The 16,515-nt window shown below is 72.4% G+C and carries 16 protein-coding genes; all 16 read right to left on the bottom strand.

Annotated elements, in window-relative coordinates; translation table 11 throughout:
- Positions 1-10: 10 nt before the first annotated feature.
- On the bottom strand, positions 11-898 hold the full coding sequence (gene nadC, locus HGK68_RS02060; protein ID WP_169164464.1) for a carboxylating nicotinate-nucleotide diphosphorylase: 888 nt from the start codon (positions 896-898) through the stop codon (positions 11-13).
- Positions 899-926: 28 nt separating this feature from the next.
- Complete coding sequence (locus HGK68_RS02055) at positions 927-2,633, bottom strand: L-aspartate oxidase (protein WP_169164463.1); 1,707 nt, start codon at positions 2,631-2,633, stop codon at positions 927-929.
- The gene (gene panD, locus HGK68_RS02050; RefSeq protein WP_169166888.1) at positions 2,630-3,106 is read right to left on the bottom strand and encodes an aspartate 1-decarboxylase; all 477 of its coding nucleotides are present in this window, start codon (positions 3,104-3,106) and stop codon (positions 2,630-2,632) included. The genes HGK68_RS02055 and panD overlap by 4 nt, the downstream gene beginning before the upstream one ends.
- Positions 3,107-3,108: 2 nt before the next feature.
- On the bottom strand, positions 3,109-3,978 hold the full coding sequence (gene panC, locus HGK68_RS02045; protein WP_169164462.1) for a pantoate--beta-alanine ligase: 870 nt from the start codon (positions 3,976-3,978) through the stop codon (positions 3,109-3,111).
- On the bottom strand, positions 3,975-4,931 hold the full coding sequence (locus HGK68_RS02040; protein ID WP_169164461.1) for a Rossmann-like and DUF2520 domain-containing protein: 957 nt from the start codon (positions 4,929-4,931) through the stop codon (positions 3,975-3,977). The genes panC and HGK68_RS02040 overlap by 4 nt, the downstream gene beginning before the upstream one ends.
- On the bottom strand, positions 4,928-6,490 hold the full coding sequence (locus HGK68_RS02035; RefSeq protein WP_246260508.1) for a PH domain-containing protein: 1,563 nt from the start codon (positions 6,488-6,490) through the stop codon (positions 4,928-4,930). Before HGK68_RS02035 ends, HGK68_RS02040 begins: the two co-directional genes overlap by 4 nt.
- Positions 6,487-6,975, bottom strand: coding sequence for a PH domain-containing protein (locus HGK68_RS02030; protein WP_169164460.1), 489 nt, complete (start codon positions 6,973-6,975; stop codon positions 6,487-6,489). Before HGK68_RS02030 ends, HGK68_RS02035 begins: the two co-directional genes overlap by 4 nt.
- 31 nt (positions 6,976-7,006) lie before the next feature.
- Entirely contained in the window at positions 7,007-7,489 is a 483-nt protein-coding gene (locus HGK68_RS02025; RefSeq protein ID WP_169164459.1) for a DUF3180 domain-containing protein, read from the bottom strand.
- Complete coding sequence (gene folK / locus HGK68_RS02020; protein WP_169164458.1) at positions 7,489-8,970, bottom strand: 2-amino-4-hydroxy-6-hydroxymethyldihydropteridine diphosphokinase; 1,482 nt, start codon at positions 8,968-8,970, stop codon at positions 7,489-7,491. The genes HGK68_RS02025 and folK overlap by 1 nt, the downstream gene beginning before the upstream one ends.
- Positions 8,967-9,812, bottom strand: coding sequence for a dihydropteroate synthase (gene folP / locus HGK68_RS02015; protein ID WP_169166886.1), 846 nt, complete (start codon positions 9,810-9,812; stop codon positions 8,967-8,969). Before folP ends, folK begins: the two co-directional genes overlap by 4 nt.
- 60 nt (positions 9,813-9,872) lie before the next feature.
- Entirely contained in the window at positions 9,873-10,448 is a 576-nt protein-coding gene (gene folE / locus HGK68_RS02010) for a GTP cyclohydrolase I FolE (protein WP_169164457.1), read from the bottom strand.
- A gap of 4 nt (positions 10,449-10,452) precedes the next feature.
- Complete coding sequence (gene ftsH / locus HGK68_RS02005; protein ID WP_169164456.1) at positions 10,453-12,507, bottom strand: ATP-dependent zinc metalloprotease FtsH; 2,055 nt, start codon at positions 12,505-12,507, stop codon at positions 10,453-10,455.
- Between the two features lie 279 nt (positions 12,508-12,786).
- A complete protein-coding gene (locus tag HGK68_RS02000) occupies positions 12,787-13,416 on the bottom strand; it encodes a hypothetical protein (protein ID WP_169164455.1) in 630 nt (209 codons plus the stop codon).
- Between the two features lie 119 nt (positions 13,417-13,535).
- Positions 13,536-14,156, bottom strand: a complete 621-nt coding sequence (locus HGK68_RS01995; RefSeq protein ID WP_169164454.1) for a hypothetical protein — start codon at positions 14,154-14,156, stop codon at positions 13,536-13,538.
- A gap of 23 nt (positions 14,157-14,179) precedes the next feature.
- On the bottom strand, positions 14,180-16,159 hold the full coding sequence (locus HGK68_RS01990) for an alpha/beta hydrolase (RefSeq protein WP_169164453.1): 1,980 nt from the start codon (positions 16,157-16,159) through the stop codon (positions 14,180-14,182).
- Positions 16,156-16,443, bottom strand: a complete 288-nt coding sequence (locus HGK68_RS01985; protein ID WP_169164452.1) for a hypothetical protein — start codon at positions 16,441-16,443, stop codon at positions 16,156-16,158. Before HGK68_RS01985 ends, HGK68_RS01990 begins: the two co-directional genes overlap by 4 nt.
- Positions 16,444-16,515: the final 72 nt, after the last annotated feature.

Here is a 16,515-nt window from a genome sequence, read left to right as displayed (position 1 = left end):
TCGTCGTGTGTCAGAGCCCGTCGACCAGGTCGAGCGCGAGGTCGAGGATCGGCGACGAGTGGGTCAGCGCCCCCACGGAGAGGTAGTCGACCCCGGTGGCGGCGACCGCGGCTGCCCGGTCCAGGGTGAGGTTGCCGGTGGCCTCCAGCTCGACCCGGCCGGTGCCGGATTCGCCCGCACGCACCGCGGTGACCACCTCGGTGAGGACCTCCGGCGGCATGTTGTCCAACAGCAGGAACCGGGCACCGGCGGCGACCGCTTCCAGGGCCTGCGCGGGGGTATCCGCCTCGACCTGCAGCGGCACGTCGCCGAACCGGGCACGGACGGCGTCGATCGCGGCGGTGATGCCACCGGCCGCGACCACGTGGTTGTCCTTGATCATGGCGACGTCGTACAGGCCCATCCGCTTGTTGGTACCGCCGCCGCAGCGCACCGCGTACTTCTCCAGCTCGCGCAGTCCGGGGGTGGTCTTGCGGGTGTCCAGCACCTGCGCGCCGGAGCCGTCGAGCACATCCGCCCAGCGCCGGGTGTGGGTGGCGACGCCTGAGGCACGGGACGCGAGGTTGAGGGCGGTGCGTTCGGCGATCAGCAGCACCTGCACCGGGCCGGTGAGCACCGCGAGGACGTCACCCCGGGCGACCCGGCTGCCGTCGGCGACCCGCTGGTCGACGGCGGGGGCGGGCAGACCGAGGCGGGCGGCGACCTGGGCGGTGACCTCGGCGACGACCGGGAGACCTGCCACGACCCCGTCCTGGCGGGCGACCAGGTGTGCGGTGCCGATCAGGTCGCTCGGGACCGTGGACTGGGTGGTCAGGTCGCGGCCGGGCTCGGGGCCCAGGTCCTCGTCCAACGCCACCCGCACGGTCCGGCTCAGCCACTGCCCATCGAGATCGCTCACCCCCGCAGCCTAGGGCCCGTCGGTCGCCTCAGTCGGCGACCGGTGCGCGGGTGCGCAGCAGTCGACCGTCGGGGTCGAGCTCGGCCCGCACCCGGACCAGCCACGCGTCGTCCCGCTCCGGGAAGTCGGTGCGGACGTGCCCGCCCCGGGACTCGGTCCGGGTGTCGGCCACCGCGGTGAGAACGGTGGCGACCTGGTGCACGTTGGTGGTCTCCCACTCGGCGACCTGGGGGTCGGCGATCGGGGCGACTCCCCCGTCGCCGACCCGGTGCGCGTCGGTGCGGACGGCTGCCAGGCGTTCGGCGGCGGTGGCCAGGCCCTCGGCGGAGCGCAGCACCCCGGGTCCGGCGGTGGCGATCCGCTGCACCCGGGACCGGGCGGCGCCGGAGACCAGGGCGCTGTCGCCGGCGCGCGGCACCGGGTCGGCGTGGGTCAGACGGCCACGGCCCACCCGGTCGGCGACGTCGTGGGCGGCGCGGTGGGCGAAGACCAGGCCCTCGAGCAGCGAGTTCGATGCCAGCCGGTTCGCGCCGTGCACGCCGGTGCAGGCCGCCTCGCCGACCGCGTACAGCCCGCGCAGCGTGGACCGGCCGGACAGGTCGGTGAGCACCCCGCCCGAGTGGTAGTGCTGTGCGGGGGCGACCGGGATCAGGTCGGCGCCCAGGTCGAGTCCGTGCTCGGCGAGCCGGGCGGCGATGGTCGGGAAGCGGCGTCGGGCTCCCGCGCTGCCCAGGTGCCGGGCGTCCAGCAGGACGTGGTCGGAGCCGGTGCGGGCCAACTGGTCGACGATGGCCCGGGAGACGACGTCGCGGGGGGCGAGCTCGGCCATCGGGTGCGCGGCGGGCAGGAAGCGGTGCCCGTCGACGTCGAGCAGGATCGCGCCCTCACCCCGGACCGCCTCGGAGATCAGGGTGAGCTGGCCCTTCACCCCGGAGCCGAGCCACAGCACGGTGGGGTGGAACTGGACGAACTCGATGTCGGCGACCGCGGCACCCGCCCGGAGCGCGGCGGCCAACCCGTCGCCGGTGGCCTGCGCCGGGTTGGTCGAAGACCGGAAGACCTGGCCGATCCCGCCGGTGGCCAGCAGCACGGCCGGGGCCAGCGCGGCACCGACACCGTCCCGGGACCCGGCACCGATCACGTGCAGGGTGACGCCGCAGACCGGTCCGGGTCGACCGTCGGCGTCCGGGGCGGCGGTGAGCACGTCCAGCACCAGGGCCTGCTCGATCACCTCGATGCCCGGGTCCTCGCGGACGGCGGCGAGCTGGGCGACCAGGGCCCGGGAGATCTCGGCGCCGGTGGCGTCGCCCCCGGCGTGCGCGATCCGGTCGGCGCGGTGGCCACCCTCCCGGGTGAGGGCGATCCTGCCGTCGGGTGCGGTGTCGAAGACGGCACCCCCGGCGACCAGTTCCCGGACCCGGGCCGGGCCCTCGGTGACCAGCACCTCGGCGGCGCGCGGGTCGCAGAGCCCCACCCCGGCCTCCAGGGTGTCGCGCAGGTGGGCGGCCGGTGAGTCGGTCGGGTCCAGGGCGGCCGCGATGCCGCCCTGCGCCCAGATGGTCGAGCCGGACACCAGCTCGCCCTTGGTGACCAGCAGCACCCGGTCCACCCGGCTGCGCAGCTCCAGGGCGGCGGTCAGCCCGGCGATCCCGGATCCGACCACGATCGCGTCGGCGGTGATGGTCCACCCGGGTGCGGGTGCGGCGAGGCTGCGCGCCAGGACCGGTGTGCTCACCGACCGCCGTCCGGCTCGGCGTCACCGGTGACGGCGGACCGACCGTCGTCGAAGGGCAGTCCGCTGGGATGCAGCCCGGACCGCTCGGTCCACTCGGCCGGGACGGTGCCCGGGTCGTGGCCGGTGTCGACGATCCGGTTGTCGGCGTCCACCAGGACCACCTTCGGCTCGTAGCTGTGTGCCTCGGCGTCGTCCAGCATGCCGTAGGCGATCAGGATCACCACGTCGCCGGGGTGCACCAGGTGCGCGGCGGCGCCGTTGATGCAGATCTGCCCGGAGCCGGGCTCCCCCGCGATCACGTAGGTGGTCAGCCGGGAACCGTTGGTCACGTCGACCACGTCGACCTGCTGCCCTGGCAGCAGGTCAGCCGCCGCGAGCAGGTGCGCGTCCACGGTGATCGAACCGACGTAGTGCAGGTCGGCCTGGGTCACGGTGGCGCGGTGGATCTTGCCGATCATCATCGGGCGCAGCATGGTCACGCCCACCTCACGTCCATGTTGTCGATCAACCGGGTGTCGCCCACCCGGCCTGCCACGGCGAGCACCGCCACCGCCCCGGGCTGGGTGGCCCGGTCGTCGGGGATGTCGCCGAAGGTCTGCGGGTCGACCAACGCCACGTAGTCGGGCTCGATCCCGGCGGCGACCAGCACAGCGCGGGTGGCGTCGCGCACGGCGTCCGGTCCGGCACCGTCCGCCGCCGCCCGCTGACCGGCGGTGACGGCGCGGGAAAGGGCCAGGGCCGTCTCCCGCTGGTCGGCGCTGAGGTACGCGTTCCGGGACGACAGCGCGAGGCCGTCGGCGTCCCGGACGGTGGGCACCGGCACCACGGTCAGGCCGAGGTCCAGGTCACGGACCATCCGGGCCACGGCGACCAGCTGCTGCACGTCCTTGCGGCCGAACATCGCGGCATCCGGCCGGGTCAGGTGCATCAGCTTCAGGACGACGGTGAGCGCCCCGTCCAGGTGACCCGGGCGGATCGCTCCCTCGTACACCTCGCCGATCGCACCGGCCGACACCCGCACCACCGGGTCGCCGTCCGGGTAGACCTCGTCGGGCTCGGGGGCGAAGACCACGTCCCCGGCACCGAGGAGCCCGGGGCCGGTCAGGCGCTCCAGGTCGCCGGCCAGGTCGCGCGGGTAGCGGTCCAGGTCCTCGGTGGGGCCGAACTGCAGCGGGTTGACGAAGATCGTCACCACCACCTGCTCGCCGCGACCGCGCGCCTCTCGGACCAGGGCCAGGTGCCCGTCGTGCAGGGCACCCATCGTCATCACCACCGCCCGGCTGACCGGTCGCAGTGCCACGCTCAGCTCCGCTCGGGTGCGGGCCAGCGTCGGTGCGGTGGTCATGCGTCGTCGTCCTCCGGATCGGTGGTGGGGGCCTCCGGAACGCTACCCCCGTCGCGGCCGGAGGTGTGAGTCGGGGTCAGCTCGTCCAACAGGGCAGCACCCTGCTGGGCGGTGATCTGCCCGTCGACCAGGGACCGCGCGGTCGCGGCCCGGGACAGCGCCCGGTAGGAGTCGAGCAGGTCGGTCGACCCCAGGGAGGCGAGTTCGCGCAGGTGGTCGCGCACCGTCCCCGCGTCCCCGCGCCGCACCGGACCGGTCAGGGTGGCGATCGCACCGCCCGCCGACTCGGCCCGGAGCGCCCCGTCCAGGGCGGCGTCCAGCAGCGGCCGCAGCACCGCCCCCGGGTCGCTCACCCCGGCGGCCCGCAGCGCGTCACCCGCCTGAGCGACCAGCACGACCAGGTGGTTCGCGCCGTGCGCCAGGGCCGCGTGGTAGAGCGGGCGCGCCGATTCCTCGATCACCACCGGCTCGCCGCCCATCTCGACCACCAATGCCTGACCGATCGGCAGCACCGGCGCGGGGGCGGTGACCGCGAAGGTGCAGCCCTCCAGCCGGGAGAGGTCCAGCGAGGTGCCGGTGAAGGTCATCGCCGGATGCAGAGCGACCGGGATCGCCCCCATCGCCCGCGCGGGGTCCAGCACCGCGGCCCCGAACCGACCGGCGGTGTGCACCACGATCTGTCCCGCCTGCCAGGCACCGGTCCGCGCCAGCCCCGCGACCAGCTCCGGCAGTGCGTCGTCCGGCACCGCCAGCAGCACCAGCTCGGCGCGGCGCACCACCTCGGGCACCTCCAGCACCGGGACGCCGGGCAGCAGGGTGTCGGCGCGCTCCCGGGACGCCTCGGAGACCGCGGACACCCCGACCACCCGATGGCCGACGGCACGCAGCGCGCTGCCGAGCACCGCGCCGACTCGTCCGGCGCCGATCACGCCCACACCCAGCCGTGTCGTCATCGGGCGCTCATCCACTGCTCGGGGCCGGCCCCTGCCCGGGCCGTGCGGGCACGCACCGCCTGGTCCTCGATCAGCCGGGCGGCGTCCCCGGCATCCAGGTGCGCCACGGCGGGGGTCACCGGGCCCGGGGTGGAGTGCAGCCTGAAGTCGGCGAGGCCGAGCCGTCGCTCCAGCGGTCCTTGCCGCATGCCGAGCGACTGGGTGCGCTCGTGCGGGACCACGATCAGGCTGCGGGTCAACCGGCCGCGCCGGATCAGCAGCGCCCGGTCGGTGACGGTCACCCCGGTCCGGCGCCAGGCGATCGGGTCCAGCCAGCGGGCGCGCCGCGGGGCGGTGAGGAAGCCGAACTCCTGCTCGGTACCGGTCAGGCCCGCCTGCACCAGGGCGCGCGGGTCGTCGGTGCCCAGGTCGGGCAGCACCAGCCACAGTGCGAGGAGCACGTCCTCCCGGGTGCCCACCGGCAGCAGCGCGGTCTCGCTCTCCTGTCCGGCCTCGGACTGGGCGTACCCGGCGACGTTGATCTCCACCCGCCACCAATCGGCCTTGCGCCAGAGGATGCTCTGGTACACCCGGACCGCCTGCACCCGACCGGGCGGAACCGTCTGCGCCCGGGTCTCGGTCAGGCCGTGCCGCAGCCGGATGCCGTCCGGGGAGATCGCCGCCCGGAAGTTCGCGCCGCGGTTGATCCGGTTCCACTGGTAGGAGACCACGACGAGCAGACCGGGCAGAATGCCGAAGGCGGGGCTGATGCTGCGGGCCAGCACCATGCTGACCACCAGGACCGTGACCCACAGCAGCAGCCAGAACACCGACCAGGTCAGCAGGGTGGACAGCAGCAGCCGCTTCACCGGCACCGCGAACACCGCGTTCTCCGGGGCGGTCTGCGCCGGGATCGGCCCCGCGGGCAGCGGTCGCACGGCATCGGCCGGGGCATCAGTGCCGAGAGTGCCGTCAGTGCTGTCAGTGCTGTCAGTGCTGTCAGTGCTGTCAGTGCCGTTAGTGCCGTTAGTGCCGTCAACAGTGGGGACAGCCGCGGCCGCACGGTGGTGCAATCCCGCCGCGCGTGCCAGCAACTCCGCCCGCAGCTGATCCGCGTCGTCCTCCCGCAGGAAGGCCAGCGACACCGCACTGCCGGAGCCCCCGGCCACCTCCAGCCGCAGCTCGGACAGCCCGAACAGCCGGGCCAGCAGCGGCTGGACCACGTCGACGGCCTGCAACCGGTCCAGCCGGGCCTGTCGGTGCTGGCGGAACAGCACACCGGTGCGCAGCCGCACCGCGTCGTCGGTGACGGCGAACCGGGTCACCCGCCAGGCGATCGCCGAGTAGCCGAACCCGACCAGGAACACCACAGCGAGCAGACCCAGCGCGGCCAGCCAGACCCGTCCGCCCAGCCACTCGGCCAGTTCCTGGACGCCGTTCGTCGACTGGCTGCCGATCACGACCAGCACCGCGACGAAGACCTTCCAGCCCTTCACCGCCGGGGTGACCGGGTGCATCCGCCGCCACTCGACGCCGTCCTCGACCTCGGCCGGGCTGCCCGCGGTGATCGGCTCGTTCACAGCCCCGCCAGCCGGGACTCGCCACGGGAGGCGAGCTGGTCGCGCAACCGGGCCGCCTCGTCGGTGGGCAGCCCGTCCACGGTGACCTCACTGCTGGGCGAGGCGGTGTGCAGCTGCACGGTGGCGATGTCGAAGCGACGGGCCAGCGGACCGGCGTTCACGTCGACGTACTGCATCCGCCCGTAGGGCACCACGACCATCGAGCGGAACAGGATGCCGCGGCGCACCAGCAGGTCGTCGGCCCGCTCGGCGTAGCCCATCGCGCGCACCTGTCGCGGGACCAGCCAGGCGATCCAGACGCCCAGGAGCACGACGGCGAGCGGGATGGCCCACAGCCACACCACACCGGAGAGCACCGGGGCGAGGACGGCGCCGACCAGCACCGGCAGCAGCCAGAGCCCGGCCAGCAGCAGTCGTGCGGTGATCAGGCGCGGGGAGACCGGGGTCCAGGTCACGCCCTCGGGTTCGAACGGCTCGGTGCTCATGGCGACCATCCTGGCACCGTCCGGGGGGCGATCAGCCCGCGGCGGGGTCCAGCGCGTGCTCGTGCTCTTCCGGGTCCTCCGGTGGCGGGATCCGGCAGAACCACTCCACGACCAGTCCGACCACCACCAGGACGACGGCGCCCGCCACCGCCAGACCCGCCGACCAGGCACGGTCCACCAGCGCGGGACCGCTCAGCTCGGTCACGGTGTGCAGCACCTGGGCCAGGTACCAGCCGGCGAGCAGCGACCCGGCATAGCAGCACGCCTTGGCCAGCACGGCGGTCCGGGCGGCGCGGATCGGGTCCAGGCTCGGCCGCTTGCCGTGCAGGTACTGCCGGACCGTCCAACCGAGCCAGAACACGACCGCGGCGATGAACACCAGCACCCCGCCGGTCGGCCACGGCACCTCGGGCGGCAGCACGCCCCGGCTCGCCAGCACGCGCAGCACCGCCCAGGCGGCGGCGGTGGTGAGCGCGACGACCAGCAGCAGCGAACCGACCCGGGTGCGGTGCATCACGGCGCCGGGCGCTCGGGGTCGAGATCCGGGGTGATCGGCGGGATGTCGAACAGGGCCGGGTGGTCACGCAGCGGGTCGTGCTCGGGTGCGGCGGTCGCGGACTCGGGCGCCGCGGGCACCGGCTGGGTCAGCCAGTCCAGGGCCAGCCACCGCACCCCTTCGCGGTCGGGGGCGGTCGCGGCGAGCTGAGCCACCGGGCCGCCACCCAGACCGTGCAGCACCGCGTCGGGTCGGATCTGCGCCCAGGGCTGCAACACGAATGCTCGCTCGTGCGCCCGGGGGTGCGGCAGCTCCAGGTCGTCCGTGACCAGGCTCAGGCCGCCGAAGGCGATGATGTCGATGTCCAGGGTGCGCGGGCCCCAGTGCTCCAGCCGTTCCCGGCCGTGCTCCTGCTCGATCGCCGCGGTGGCGTGCAGCAGCTCGCGGGGGGCGAGGGTGGTGCGGGCGATCAGCACCGCGTTCAGGTAGTCGGGCTGCTCGGGGCCACCGACCGGCGCGGTCCGGGCCAGCGCGGAGACGTCCAGCAGCTCGAGTCCCGGGATGGCGGCGATGGCGGCCACCGCCGAGCGCAGGGTGTCCTGCGCGTTGCCGAGGTTCGACCCCAGGGCCAGCACCACCTCGGTCGGCTCGGTGGGCGGCAGATCGAAGGGGTCACGGGCGTCCACCACCGGCACCGGGGCGGAGCCGCTCAGACCGGCGACGGCGGCCGCCGCGGCCGCGGTGTCGGCATCGACCTCCGCCGTCGGGCGACCCGCGTCGCCGAGGTCCAGCATCCCGGCCAGGGCGGCACCGGCCAGCGCGGCTCCGGCGCTGGCGGCACCGGCGTCCTCGGCGGCGATGGCGGGCAGGACGGCGGTGGCCGGAGCACCGGTGCCGGAGACCCGGATCGGGCCGGTGGTCGGACGACCGTCGGTGGTGGGGTGCTCGCCGGATGACAGCAGCGGCTCGACCTCGGGCGGTTCCGGCGCCGACTCGGACAGCGCGGGCGCGGCGTGCGTCGCCGGGACCGGGGCCGACTCGGGCTGGGTCGACTCGGGCTGGGCCGGTTCCGGCTGCCACGGGCGGGCGTCCGCGGCCAACGGTTCGGCGGCGGGCAGCCGGTTCCGGTCCCGACGCACCCGCACCTCGACATCGCCGAACGGGACGGTGATCGGGGCCTGCGGCTTGTGCACGGTGACCTCGACGCCGTACGCCTGCGGATGGGCGAGCACGGTGGCGGCGATCCGCTCGGCCACGGTCTCGATCAGGTTCGCAGGCTCGCCGCGCAGCACCGCGACCACCTGCTCGGCCAGGGTGCCGTAGTTCAGGGTGTGGTCCAGGTCGTCCGTGGCGGCGGCCCGTCGGGTGTCGAGCTCGATCACCAGGTCCACCACGAAGGTCTGGCCCTCGCGGCGCTCGTGGTCGAAGACCCCGTGGTACCCGGTGGCGCTGACGCCGGTCAGGCGGATCGTGTCCGGGGTGGTCGGCTGCTCGGTCATCGTGCGTCCTCTCCTACGGTCCGTCCGCCCTGCCATGCCGACGCGACCCGCACCGCGTCCGCCGTCCCCCGCGCGTCGTGCACCCGGACGCACCAGGCCCCGGCCGCCGCCGCGAGTGCCGAGATCGCCGCCGTGGCGGCATCCCGCTGCCGTGGCGGCACCGGCACGTGGTCGGCGCCCGCCAGCAGGTGGCCCAGGAAGCGTTTGCGGGACGCCCCGACCAGCACCGGGAAGCCCTCGGCCAGCAGCTCGTCCAGGCGGGCGAGCAGCGGCCAGTTCGCCGATCCGGGCTTGGCGAAGCCCAGTCCGGGGTCGAGCACGATCTGGTGGTCGGCGACCCCGGCGGAGCGCAGCCCGGCGACCCGCTGCCGCAGTTCGGCGCCCACGTCGGTCACCACGTCGTCGTAGTCGGCGAGCTGGTCCATCACATCCGCGTGCCCGCGCCAGTGCATCGCCACGTAGACCACTCCGGTCCCGGCGACGACCGGGTACATCTCCGGGTCGGCCAACCCACCCGAGACGTCGTTGACGATCACCGCGCCGGACTCGACGGCGGCCGCGGCCACCGCCGCCCGGGTGGTGTCCACGCTGACCGGGATCTGCTGGGCGACCAGCTCGCGGATCACCGGCACCACGCGGCGCAGTTCCTCCTCGACCGGCACCCGCTCGGCACCGGGCCGGGTGGACTCGCCGCCGACGTCGACCAGGTCGGCGCCGTCCGCCATCAGCTCCCGCGCGTGCGCCACCGCGGCATCGGCGCTGAACCACTCCCCGCCGTCCGAGAACGAGTCCGGGGTCACGTTGACCACTCCCATCACCAGGGTGCGGTCGAGGGAGGTCATGGCATCGGGCAGCGGGAGGGGGTGATGCACGTGGATCAGCCTAGGCGGTCGCAGGGCCGGTCAGCGGATCAGGCTCATCGCCTCGGCACGGGTGGCCGGGTCGCGCATCTGGCCCCGCACCGCGGAGGTGATGGTCCGGCTGCCGGGCTTGCGCACCCCGCGCATGGACATGCACAGGTGCTCGCACTCGACCACGACCAGCACGCCGCGCGGCTGCAGGTGCTCGACCAGGGCGTCAGCGATCTGCCCGGTCATCCGCTCCTGGACCTGCGGACGGCGGGCGTACACCTCCACCAGGCGGGCCAGCTTGCTCAGCCCGGTCACCTTGCCGTTCTCCCCCGGGATGTACCCGACGTGGGCGACCCCATGGAAGGGCACCAGGTGGTGCTCGCAGGTGGAGTACACCTCGATGTCCTTGACCAGGACCATTTCCTCGTGGCCGATGTCGAAGGTCGCGCTGAGCACCTCCCCGGCGTCCTGCCGCAGCCCGGCGAAGATCTCCTGGTAGGCGCGGGCGACCCGGGCCGGGGTGTCCCGCAGCCCCTCGCGGTCCGGGTCCTCCCCGACCGCGAGCAGGAGCTCACGCACTGCCGCCTCGGCCCGCGCCGCGTCGTACGGCGGGATGGTCTCGCCCACGGTGTCAGTCCTGCTGGGTGTCGGCCGGACCGCTGGCGTCCGGGGCCTGGTTCGGCGGGACCTCGACGGCGCCCACCGCCGGGTGCTCGTCGTTCGCGGCGGCCGCCTCGTCCTGCGGGATGACCGGACCGGTCTGCTCGGCGAGCTCGGCGGGGGTCATCACCGGCGGGCGGTCGGAGACACCGCGCTCGTCGTTGGTCAGCCACACGGTGCGCGGCGGGCGCTTGGTCACCGGCTCGAAGATCCGGGCCAGCTCCTGCTGGTTCAGGGTCTCCTTCTCCAGCAGCTCCAGCACCAGGGCGTCCAGGACGTCGCGGTACTCGTTGAGGATCTCCCACGCCTCGTGGTGGGCGTGGTCCATCAGACCGCGCACCTCCATGTCCACGGTGCTGGCGACCGACTCGGAGTACTCCCGGCCGTGGCCCATGTCCCGGCCCATGAACACCTCGCCGGAGTCCTGGCCGAGCTTGACCGCGCCGACCTTGGTGCTCATCCCGAACTGGGTGACCATCTTGCGGGCGGTGCCGGATGCCTTCTCGATGTCGTTCGAGGCGCCGGTGGTCGGGTCGTGGAACACCAGCTCCTCGGCCACCCGGCCACCCATCGCATAGGCCAGCTGGTCCAGCAGCTCGTTGCGGGTGGTGGAGTACTTGTCCTCGGTGGGCATGACCATCGTGTAGCCCAGGGCACGGCCACGGGGCAGGATCGTCACCTTGGTCACCGGGTCGGTGTATCGCAGCGCCGCCGCCACCAGGGCGTGACCGCCCTCGTGGTACGCGGTGATCTTGAGTTCCTTGATGTTCATCACGCGGGTGCGCTTCTGCGGTCCGGCGATGACCCGGTCGATCGCCTCGTCCAGCGCCCGGTTGTCGATGATCTGCGCGTTCGACCGCGCGGTCAGCAGCGCCGCCTCGTTCAGCACGTTGGCCAGGTCGGCACCGGTGAAGCCCGGGGTGCGACGCGCGACGCCGTTGAGGTCCACGTCGGTGGCCATCGGCTTCCCGGCGGCGTGCACCTGCAGGATCCGCTCCCGGCCCTTGAGGTCCGGCGGCTCCACGGCGACCTGGCGGTCGAAGCGGCCCGGGCGCAGCAGCGCCGGGTCCAGGATGTCCGGCCGGTTGGTGGCGGCGATCAGGATCACGTTGGTCTTGACGTCGAAGCCGTCCATCTCGACCAGCATCTGGTTCAGCGTCTGCTCGCGCTCGTCGTGGCCGCCGCCCATCCCGGCGCCACGGTGGCGACCCACCGCGTCGATCTCGTCGATGAAGATGATCGCCGGGGCGTTCTGCTTCGCCTGGTCGAAGAGGTCACGCACCCGGGAGGCGCCGACACCGACGAACATCTCGACGAAGTCCGACCCGGAGATCGAATAGAACGGCACCCCGGCCTCACCGGCGACCGCGCGGGCCAGCAGGGTCTTGCCGGTTCCGGGCGGGCCGTAGAGCAGCACGCCCTTCGGGATCTTGGCGCCGACCGCCTGGAACTTGTCCGGCTCGGAGAGGAACTCCTTGATCTCCTGCAGCTCCTCGACCGCCTCGTCCACCCCGGCGACGTCGGCGAACGTGACCTGCGGCGACTCCTTGGACACCAGCTTCGCCTTGGACTTGCCGAAGGCCATCGCACCCCGGCCGCCGCCCTGCATCGAGCTCATCAGGAACCAGAACAGGCCGACGATGATCACGAACGGCAGGACCAGGGTCAGCAGGCTGCTCCACCACGGGGTGGTGGGCACCTCGGAGGTGTAGCCCTTGTCCGGGTCCGCCTTGGCGATCGCGTCCACCACGGTCGGCCCCTGGGGCAGGACGTAGTTGAACTGGACGTCCTTGCCGTAGTTCTTGTCGTCCTTGACGAAGTCGTCGGCGAGCACCAGGTCGACGCGCTGGACGCCCTCGGTGATCTTCGCCTGCTCGACCTTGCCGTCCTCGATCAGGGCAAGCCCGTCGGAGGTGTCGATGCGCTGCACCCCGGAGGAGGTGAAGAAGCTCGCCCCGATCCACAGCACCAGGACGCCGAGCAGGATCCACGGGATGGGGCCGCGGGTGAGTCGCTTGAGAGTCATGTGGTCAGCGAGGGCGTGCGCCCCCTCGTCCCTCCGGTTGCAGGGGTGGAGGCCTTGAAGCTACACGGTGGATCTGGACAGCAGGAGTCCGATCACCCGATGTTCGCCCAGGGCTTGCTGGTCAGGAGCACCGCTGCCACAGCGGGTGCGCGGCCACCGCACCGGAGGGGTGCGGCTCCTCGGGTGGGCACCGCCGTGCGCTCGCACCCGCGGTACCCACTGCGGACCTGGCACCCGCCGCGACAATGACCCGACCGGGCTGTGCGTCACGCCCGGCCCTCACGGCGACTGCTGCCACACCGGAGGCAGTGTCGGCGGCGGGGTGAACGGGCCGACTGTGGGTGCCGAGCCCGGGCCGAAGTACGCGTCCGGGTTGTCAGGGTCGAAGTCCGCGAGGTCGTCGGGGGCTTCCAGACACGGCGACCCGGTGCCGAAGTATAGGCGGGCGACGTAGCCCTCTTCGATCCACCCCTCGTCCGCCGTCCAGAACCCAATACCGAAACCATCCTTGCTAAATCTATAGAAACCCATGCCGCGACCCAGATCGCCTCCGCTGACCTCCCAGCCATCATCGATGAACGCCTGCATAATCGGCGTCACCAACTCGACCGTTGGCTGACGCGGCTCGATCGTGACATTGCGATTGGAGTTCCACACCACATGCGTCGGATTCGCGTTACCCGGGACCTCGCTGCAATCACCCCAGGCGTCATCCCTGCTGGCGTCATAGTTCAAGTCGAACGTCAGCTCCGGGAACACCTCGCGCGCGTGGGACAAAATCGCGTCCGACATCTCGGTGGTCAGCTGGTAGGAGATCTGCGCGTCGCTGTACCGCACCTCCTGGGTCTCGGTGGGATACCCGGTGCCACATCCCGACACCAGCCAGGCCACCAGCAGCATCGCCGCCACCGGCACCGCCCGCATCATGCCGGTGGTACCGCACGCAGCACCCGCAACGGATCGCTTCCTCGTCCCGGACAGGCCACGACGGACACCCGGACCAGCAGGCTGCGCCCCACGGCCCGGCCTCACGGCGACCGCTGCCACACCGGAGGCAGTGTCGGCGGCGGGGTGAACGGGCCGACTGTGGGTGCCGAGCCCGGGCCGAAGTACGCGTCCGGGTTGTCAGGGTCGAAGTCCGCGAGGTCGTCGGGGGCTTCCAGACACGGCGACCCGGTACCGAAGTACAGGCGAGCGACCATTCCCGCCTCGATCGACCCCTCGGTTGCGGTCTGGAACCCGACATCGAAGCCGTCTTTGCTGAAACCGTAGAATCCCATACTGCGACCCAATTCTGTCTCATTCACCTCCCACCCGTCTTCGATGAAGATCTGCATGATGGGCATCACTAGTTCACCCGTCGTCTGGCGCGGCTCTATAGTGACGTTGCGATCGGAGTTCCACGCCACATGCGTCGGGTGCGCGTTGCCTGGGACCTCGCTGCAATCTCGCCAGGTGTCGTCCCTACTGGCGTCGTAATTGAGGTCGAACGTCAGCTCCGGGAACACCTCCCGCGCGTGGGACAAGATCGCGTCCGACATCTCGGTCGTCAGCCGGTAGGAAATCTGCGCGTCGCTGTACCGCACCTCCTGGGTCTCGGTCGGATACCCCGCACCGCACCCCGACACCAACGACAGCACCAGCAGCACTGCGGCGACGGCCGCTCCCCGCCTCACCGCACTACCTGCGTCGGTGGCACAAAGGTGGGATCGGACATCGGATACGTGACCTCGACATCCCATGGCACGGTCGACTCGACCGTCGGTGCCGTCCATACCGTCACCTCTCCCCCGGTCATGACTGCCAAGATGTTGTCCCACGCGTCCGGCTTGACGTTCCGCTTGGTGTCATCGCCGAATACCCCGCTGTGGGCGTCACTCCCCGACAGCACTGGACTGTGCGGATCACGCGCGTTCACGCGCCCGGTCTCCAACCGCACCACGCCGTCGAGGATGTCCGGGTCCATGCCGTGTCCGATGTCGGTGCCGCCCGCCGACAGCCCTTGGATCATCCCGATCGGGTCGCCCGGAGCGGTCATCGAATACCGTGGAGTCTCGGGTGCCGCATAGTCCTGCACGCTGTCCACACCTGGGCCGGAACCCGCGGACTCGATGTGCAGGATGCGGTCGACGACCATGCCCTCGACCTCGGCGCGGCCGACCACCGATCCGCCGTAGGAGTGCCCGGCCACGGTGATCGTGGCCCCGGTGACCGCCTTGACCCCGTTGGCGAAGGACGCCAGGTGCGGGGCGATGTCCATCGCGTATCGCGACCGGGTCGCCATATCCAGGGTCGGCGGCATGGACCCGCCCAGGTAGGTGATGATCGCCAGGCTGTGTTCCGGGACGCCCGCCACCAGGTCCAGCGCCCGGTCGTACTGCCCACTCATGTTCGACACTCCCGTCCCGGTTCCCCCGAGCAGGACCGCGATGTTCGGGGCGGTGGGGTCGCCGACCAGCTCACCGAACCTGCCCGCAGCGGCGTCGAAGACCACCACCTGATGACGACCGGTGGTGAACCCACCGCCGTCCCCGACCACAGCCACCTCGCCGTACAGCAGGTCCTCGCAGCGGGCGACCGAGGTGCGGAAGCCGGCCAGCAGGGTGAGCTGCATGGGTGCCGGTTCACCCGGCTCCTCGGCGAGCAGGTCCTCCATCGCCGCCAGCCCCGCCCGGGATGCGGCGAGGTCCGCGCTGATCGCGACCCGGTTGGCAGCGATCCGCGTGGTCAGCGGCACCCCGTCGAGGTTCCCGACCACCCCGGGGTAACACCGGGCGATGACCACCAGATCGTGCGCGCTCAACCCCGCGCACGCGTCGATCACCGCCGCGATCCTGGCATCCGGGCCTTCGACGTCCAACGCGGTCGCCAGAGCAGGGAACCGCTCGGCGAAAGCCCCATCCGGGCCGCCCATCAACCGGCTCGCGACCTCCGGGCGCGCAGCCAGCAACGCCTCGAACTGCGCATCCGAGAGGTTCTCGACCAACCACCGCAGCGCGGCATCACCCTCAGCCCCGTCCGGCAGCCCGGCGATCCAGACCGCCAGTCCCTCCGGACCACGACTGAAAGCCACGGCCGGAAGGGCCGCGGTCAGCGCACCGAATCCGCCGCCACCACCCCACCCGGTGGGCAGCCCCGCTCCCAACGACGAGGTCAGGTAGGTATCCGCCTGCTGACGTTCGAAGACCAACTGCGCCAGCTGGCGAGTGGCGTACAGGGCATCTTCCTGCGCCAGGTCCACCCGCGAGCGCGCCCGCGACACCTCCCACGAGTCCGGGTCGTCCAGCGACCGCAGCTCGTCCAACGCCGCCTGCGCTACCGACTCGGCGTACCGCGCCTGGTCCAGATCACCCTCGATGGTGACCGTCCGGGCGGCGATCAGGCGCACTGCCTCGTTGTACTGGTTGGCCACGTCCAACCCGTCGTACAGCTGCTGACGGAACGCACGCAGCTCACCCTCCGCGCCGGTGTTCTCCACCGCCCACGCGTCCGCACCGGCACCGCGCCAGGTCGATGTCAGCCGTTCGGTGACAGCACGCAGCTCGTCGGCACTCTGATCCAGGGTGTGCACGTGCTCCAGCACCCGCGCGATCAACGCGTCCATCCCGGCGGTGTCGCCCCGGCCCGGGTGCTGCTCGTCCCAGTCCGTCACACCGCCACCTGCATCCCGGCCGTGGCACGCCCGAGATGCTGGTCGGTGTCCGTCAGCAGACCGGCAGCATCCGCGGCCGCGCGCCCCGAACCCTGCACCCGACCCGCCAGCATGCCCGCACGCATCGCGACCCAGCCCAGCCACTGTTCGACCGCATCCCGCGGACCAGGTGCCCCCGGATCGGGACTGAACGCCCGCAGGTCCAGACCCACCGCATCCCCGATGCGCGTCAGCTGCGCGCACGCATCCTCGGCATCGTCCGCGCTGATGGCCAGCTCAGTCACGCCCTGCTCCCCTGCTCGCCCCCGGTCAGGCCGGGACAGCACGAAGCTCGCAGCGCCGAGTCAGGGGCGCAA

This window comes from Cellulomonas taurus (genome assembly GCF_012931845.1).
In the GTDB taxonomy this organism is placed as follows: Bacteria; Actinomycetota; Actinomycetes; order Actinomycetales; family Cellulomonadaceae; genus Cellulomonas; species Cellulomonas taurus.
The sequence above is the reverse complement of the archived record's forward strand: the minus strand, read 5'-3'. Positions and strand labels throughout refer to the sequence as shown.

Bases quoted from the DNA above. Each gene is read 5' to 3' on its own strand.
- HGK68_RS02025 (WP_169164459.1), bottom strand. From the start codon at position 7,489: ATGCACCGCACCCGGGTCGGTTCGCTGCTGCTGGTCGTCGCGCTCACC.
- panC (WP_169164462.1), bottom strand. From the start codon at position 3,978: ATGACCACCGCACCGACGCTGGCCCGCACCCGAGCGGAGCTGAGCGTG.
- panD (WP_169166888.1), bottom strand. From the start codon at position 3,106: ATGCTGCGCCCGATGATGATCGGCAAGATCCACCGCGCCACCGTGACC.
- folK (WP_169164458.1), bottom strand. From the start codon at position 8,970: ATGACCGAGCAGCCGACCACCCCGGACACGATCCGCCTGACCGGCGTC.
- HGK68_RS02040 (WP_169164461.1), bottom strand. From the start codon at position 4,931: ATGACGACACGGCTGGGTGTGGGCGTGATCGGCGCCGGACGAGTCGGC.
- ftsH (WP_169164456.1), bottom strand. From the start codon at position 12,507: ATGACTCTCAAGCGACTCACCCGCGGCCCCATCCCGTGGATCCTGCTC.
- folP (WP_169166886.1), bottom strand. From the start codon at position 9,812: ATGACCTCCCTCGACCGCACCCTGGTGATGGGAGTGGTCAACGTGACC.
- HGK68_RS02030 (WP_169164460.1), bottom strand. From the start codon at position 6,975: ATGAGCACCGAGCCGTTCGAACCCGAGGGCGTGACCTGGACCCCGGTC.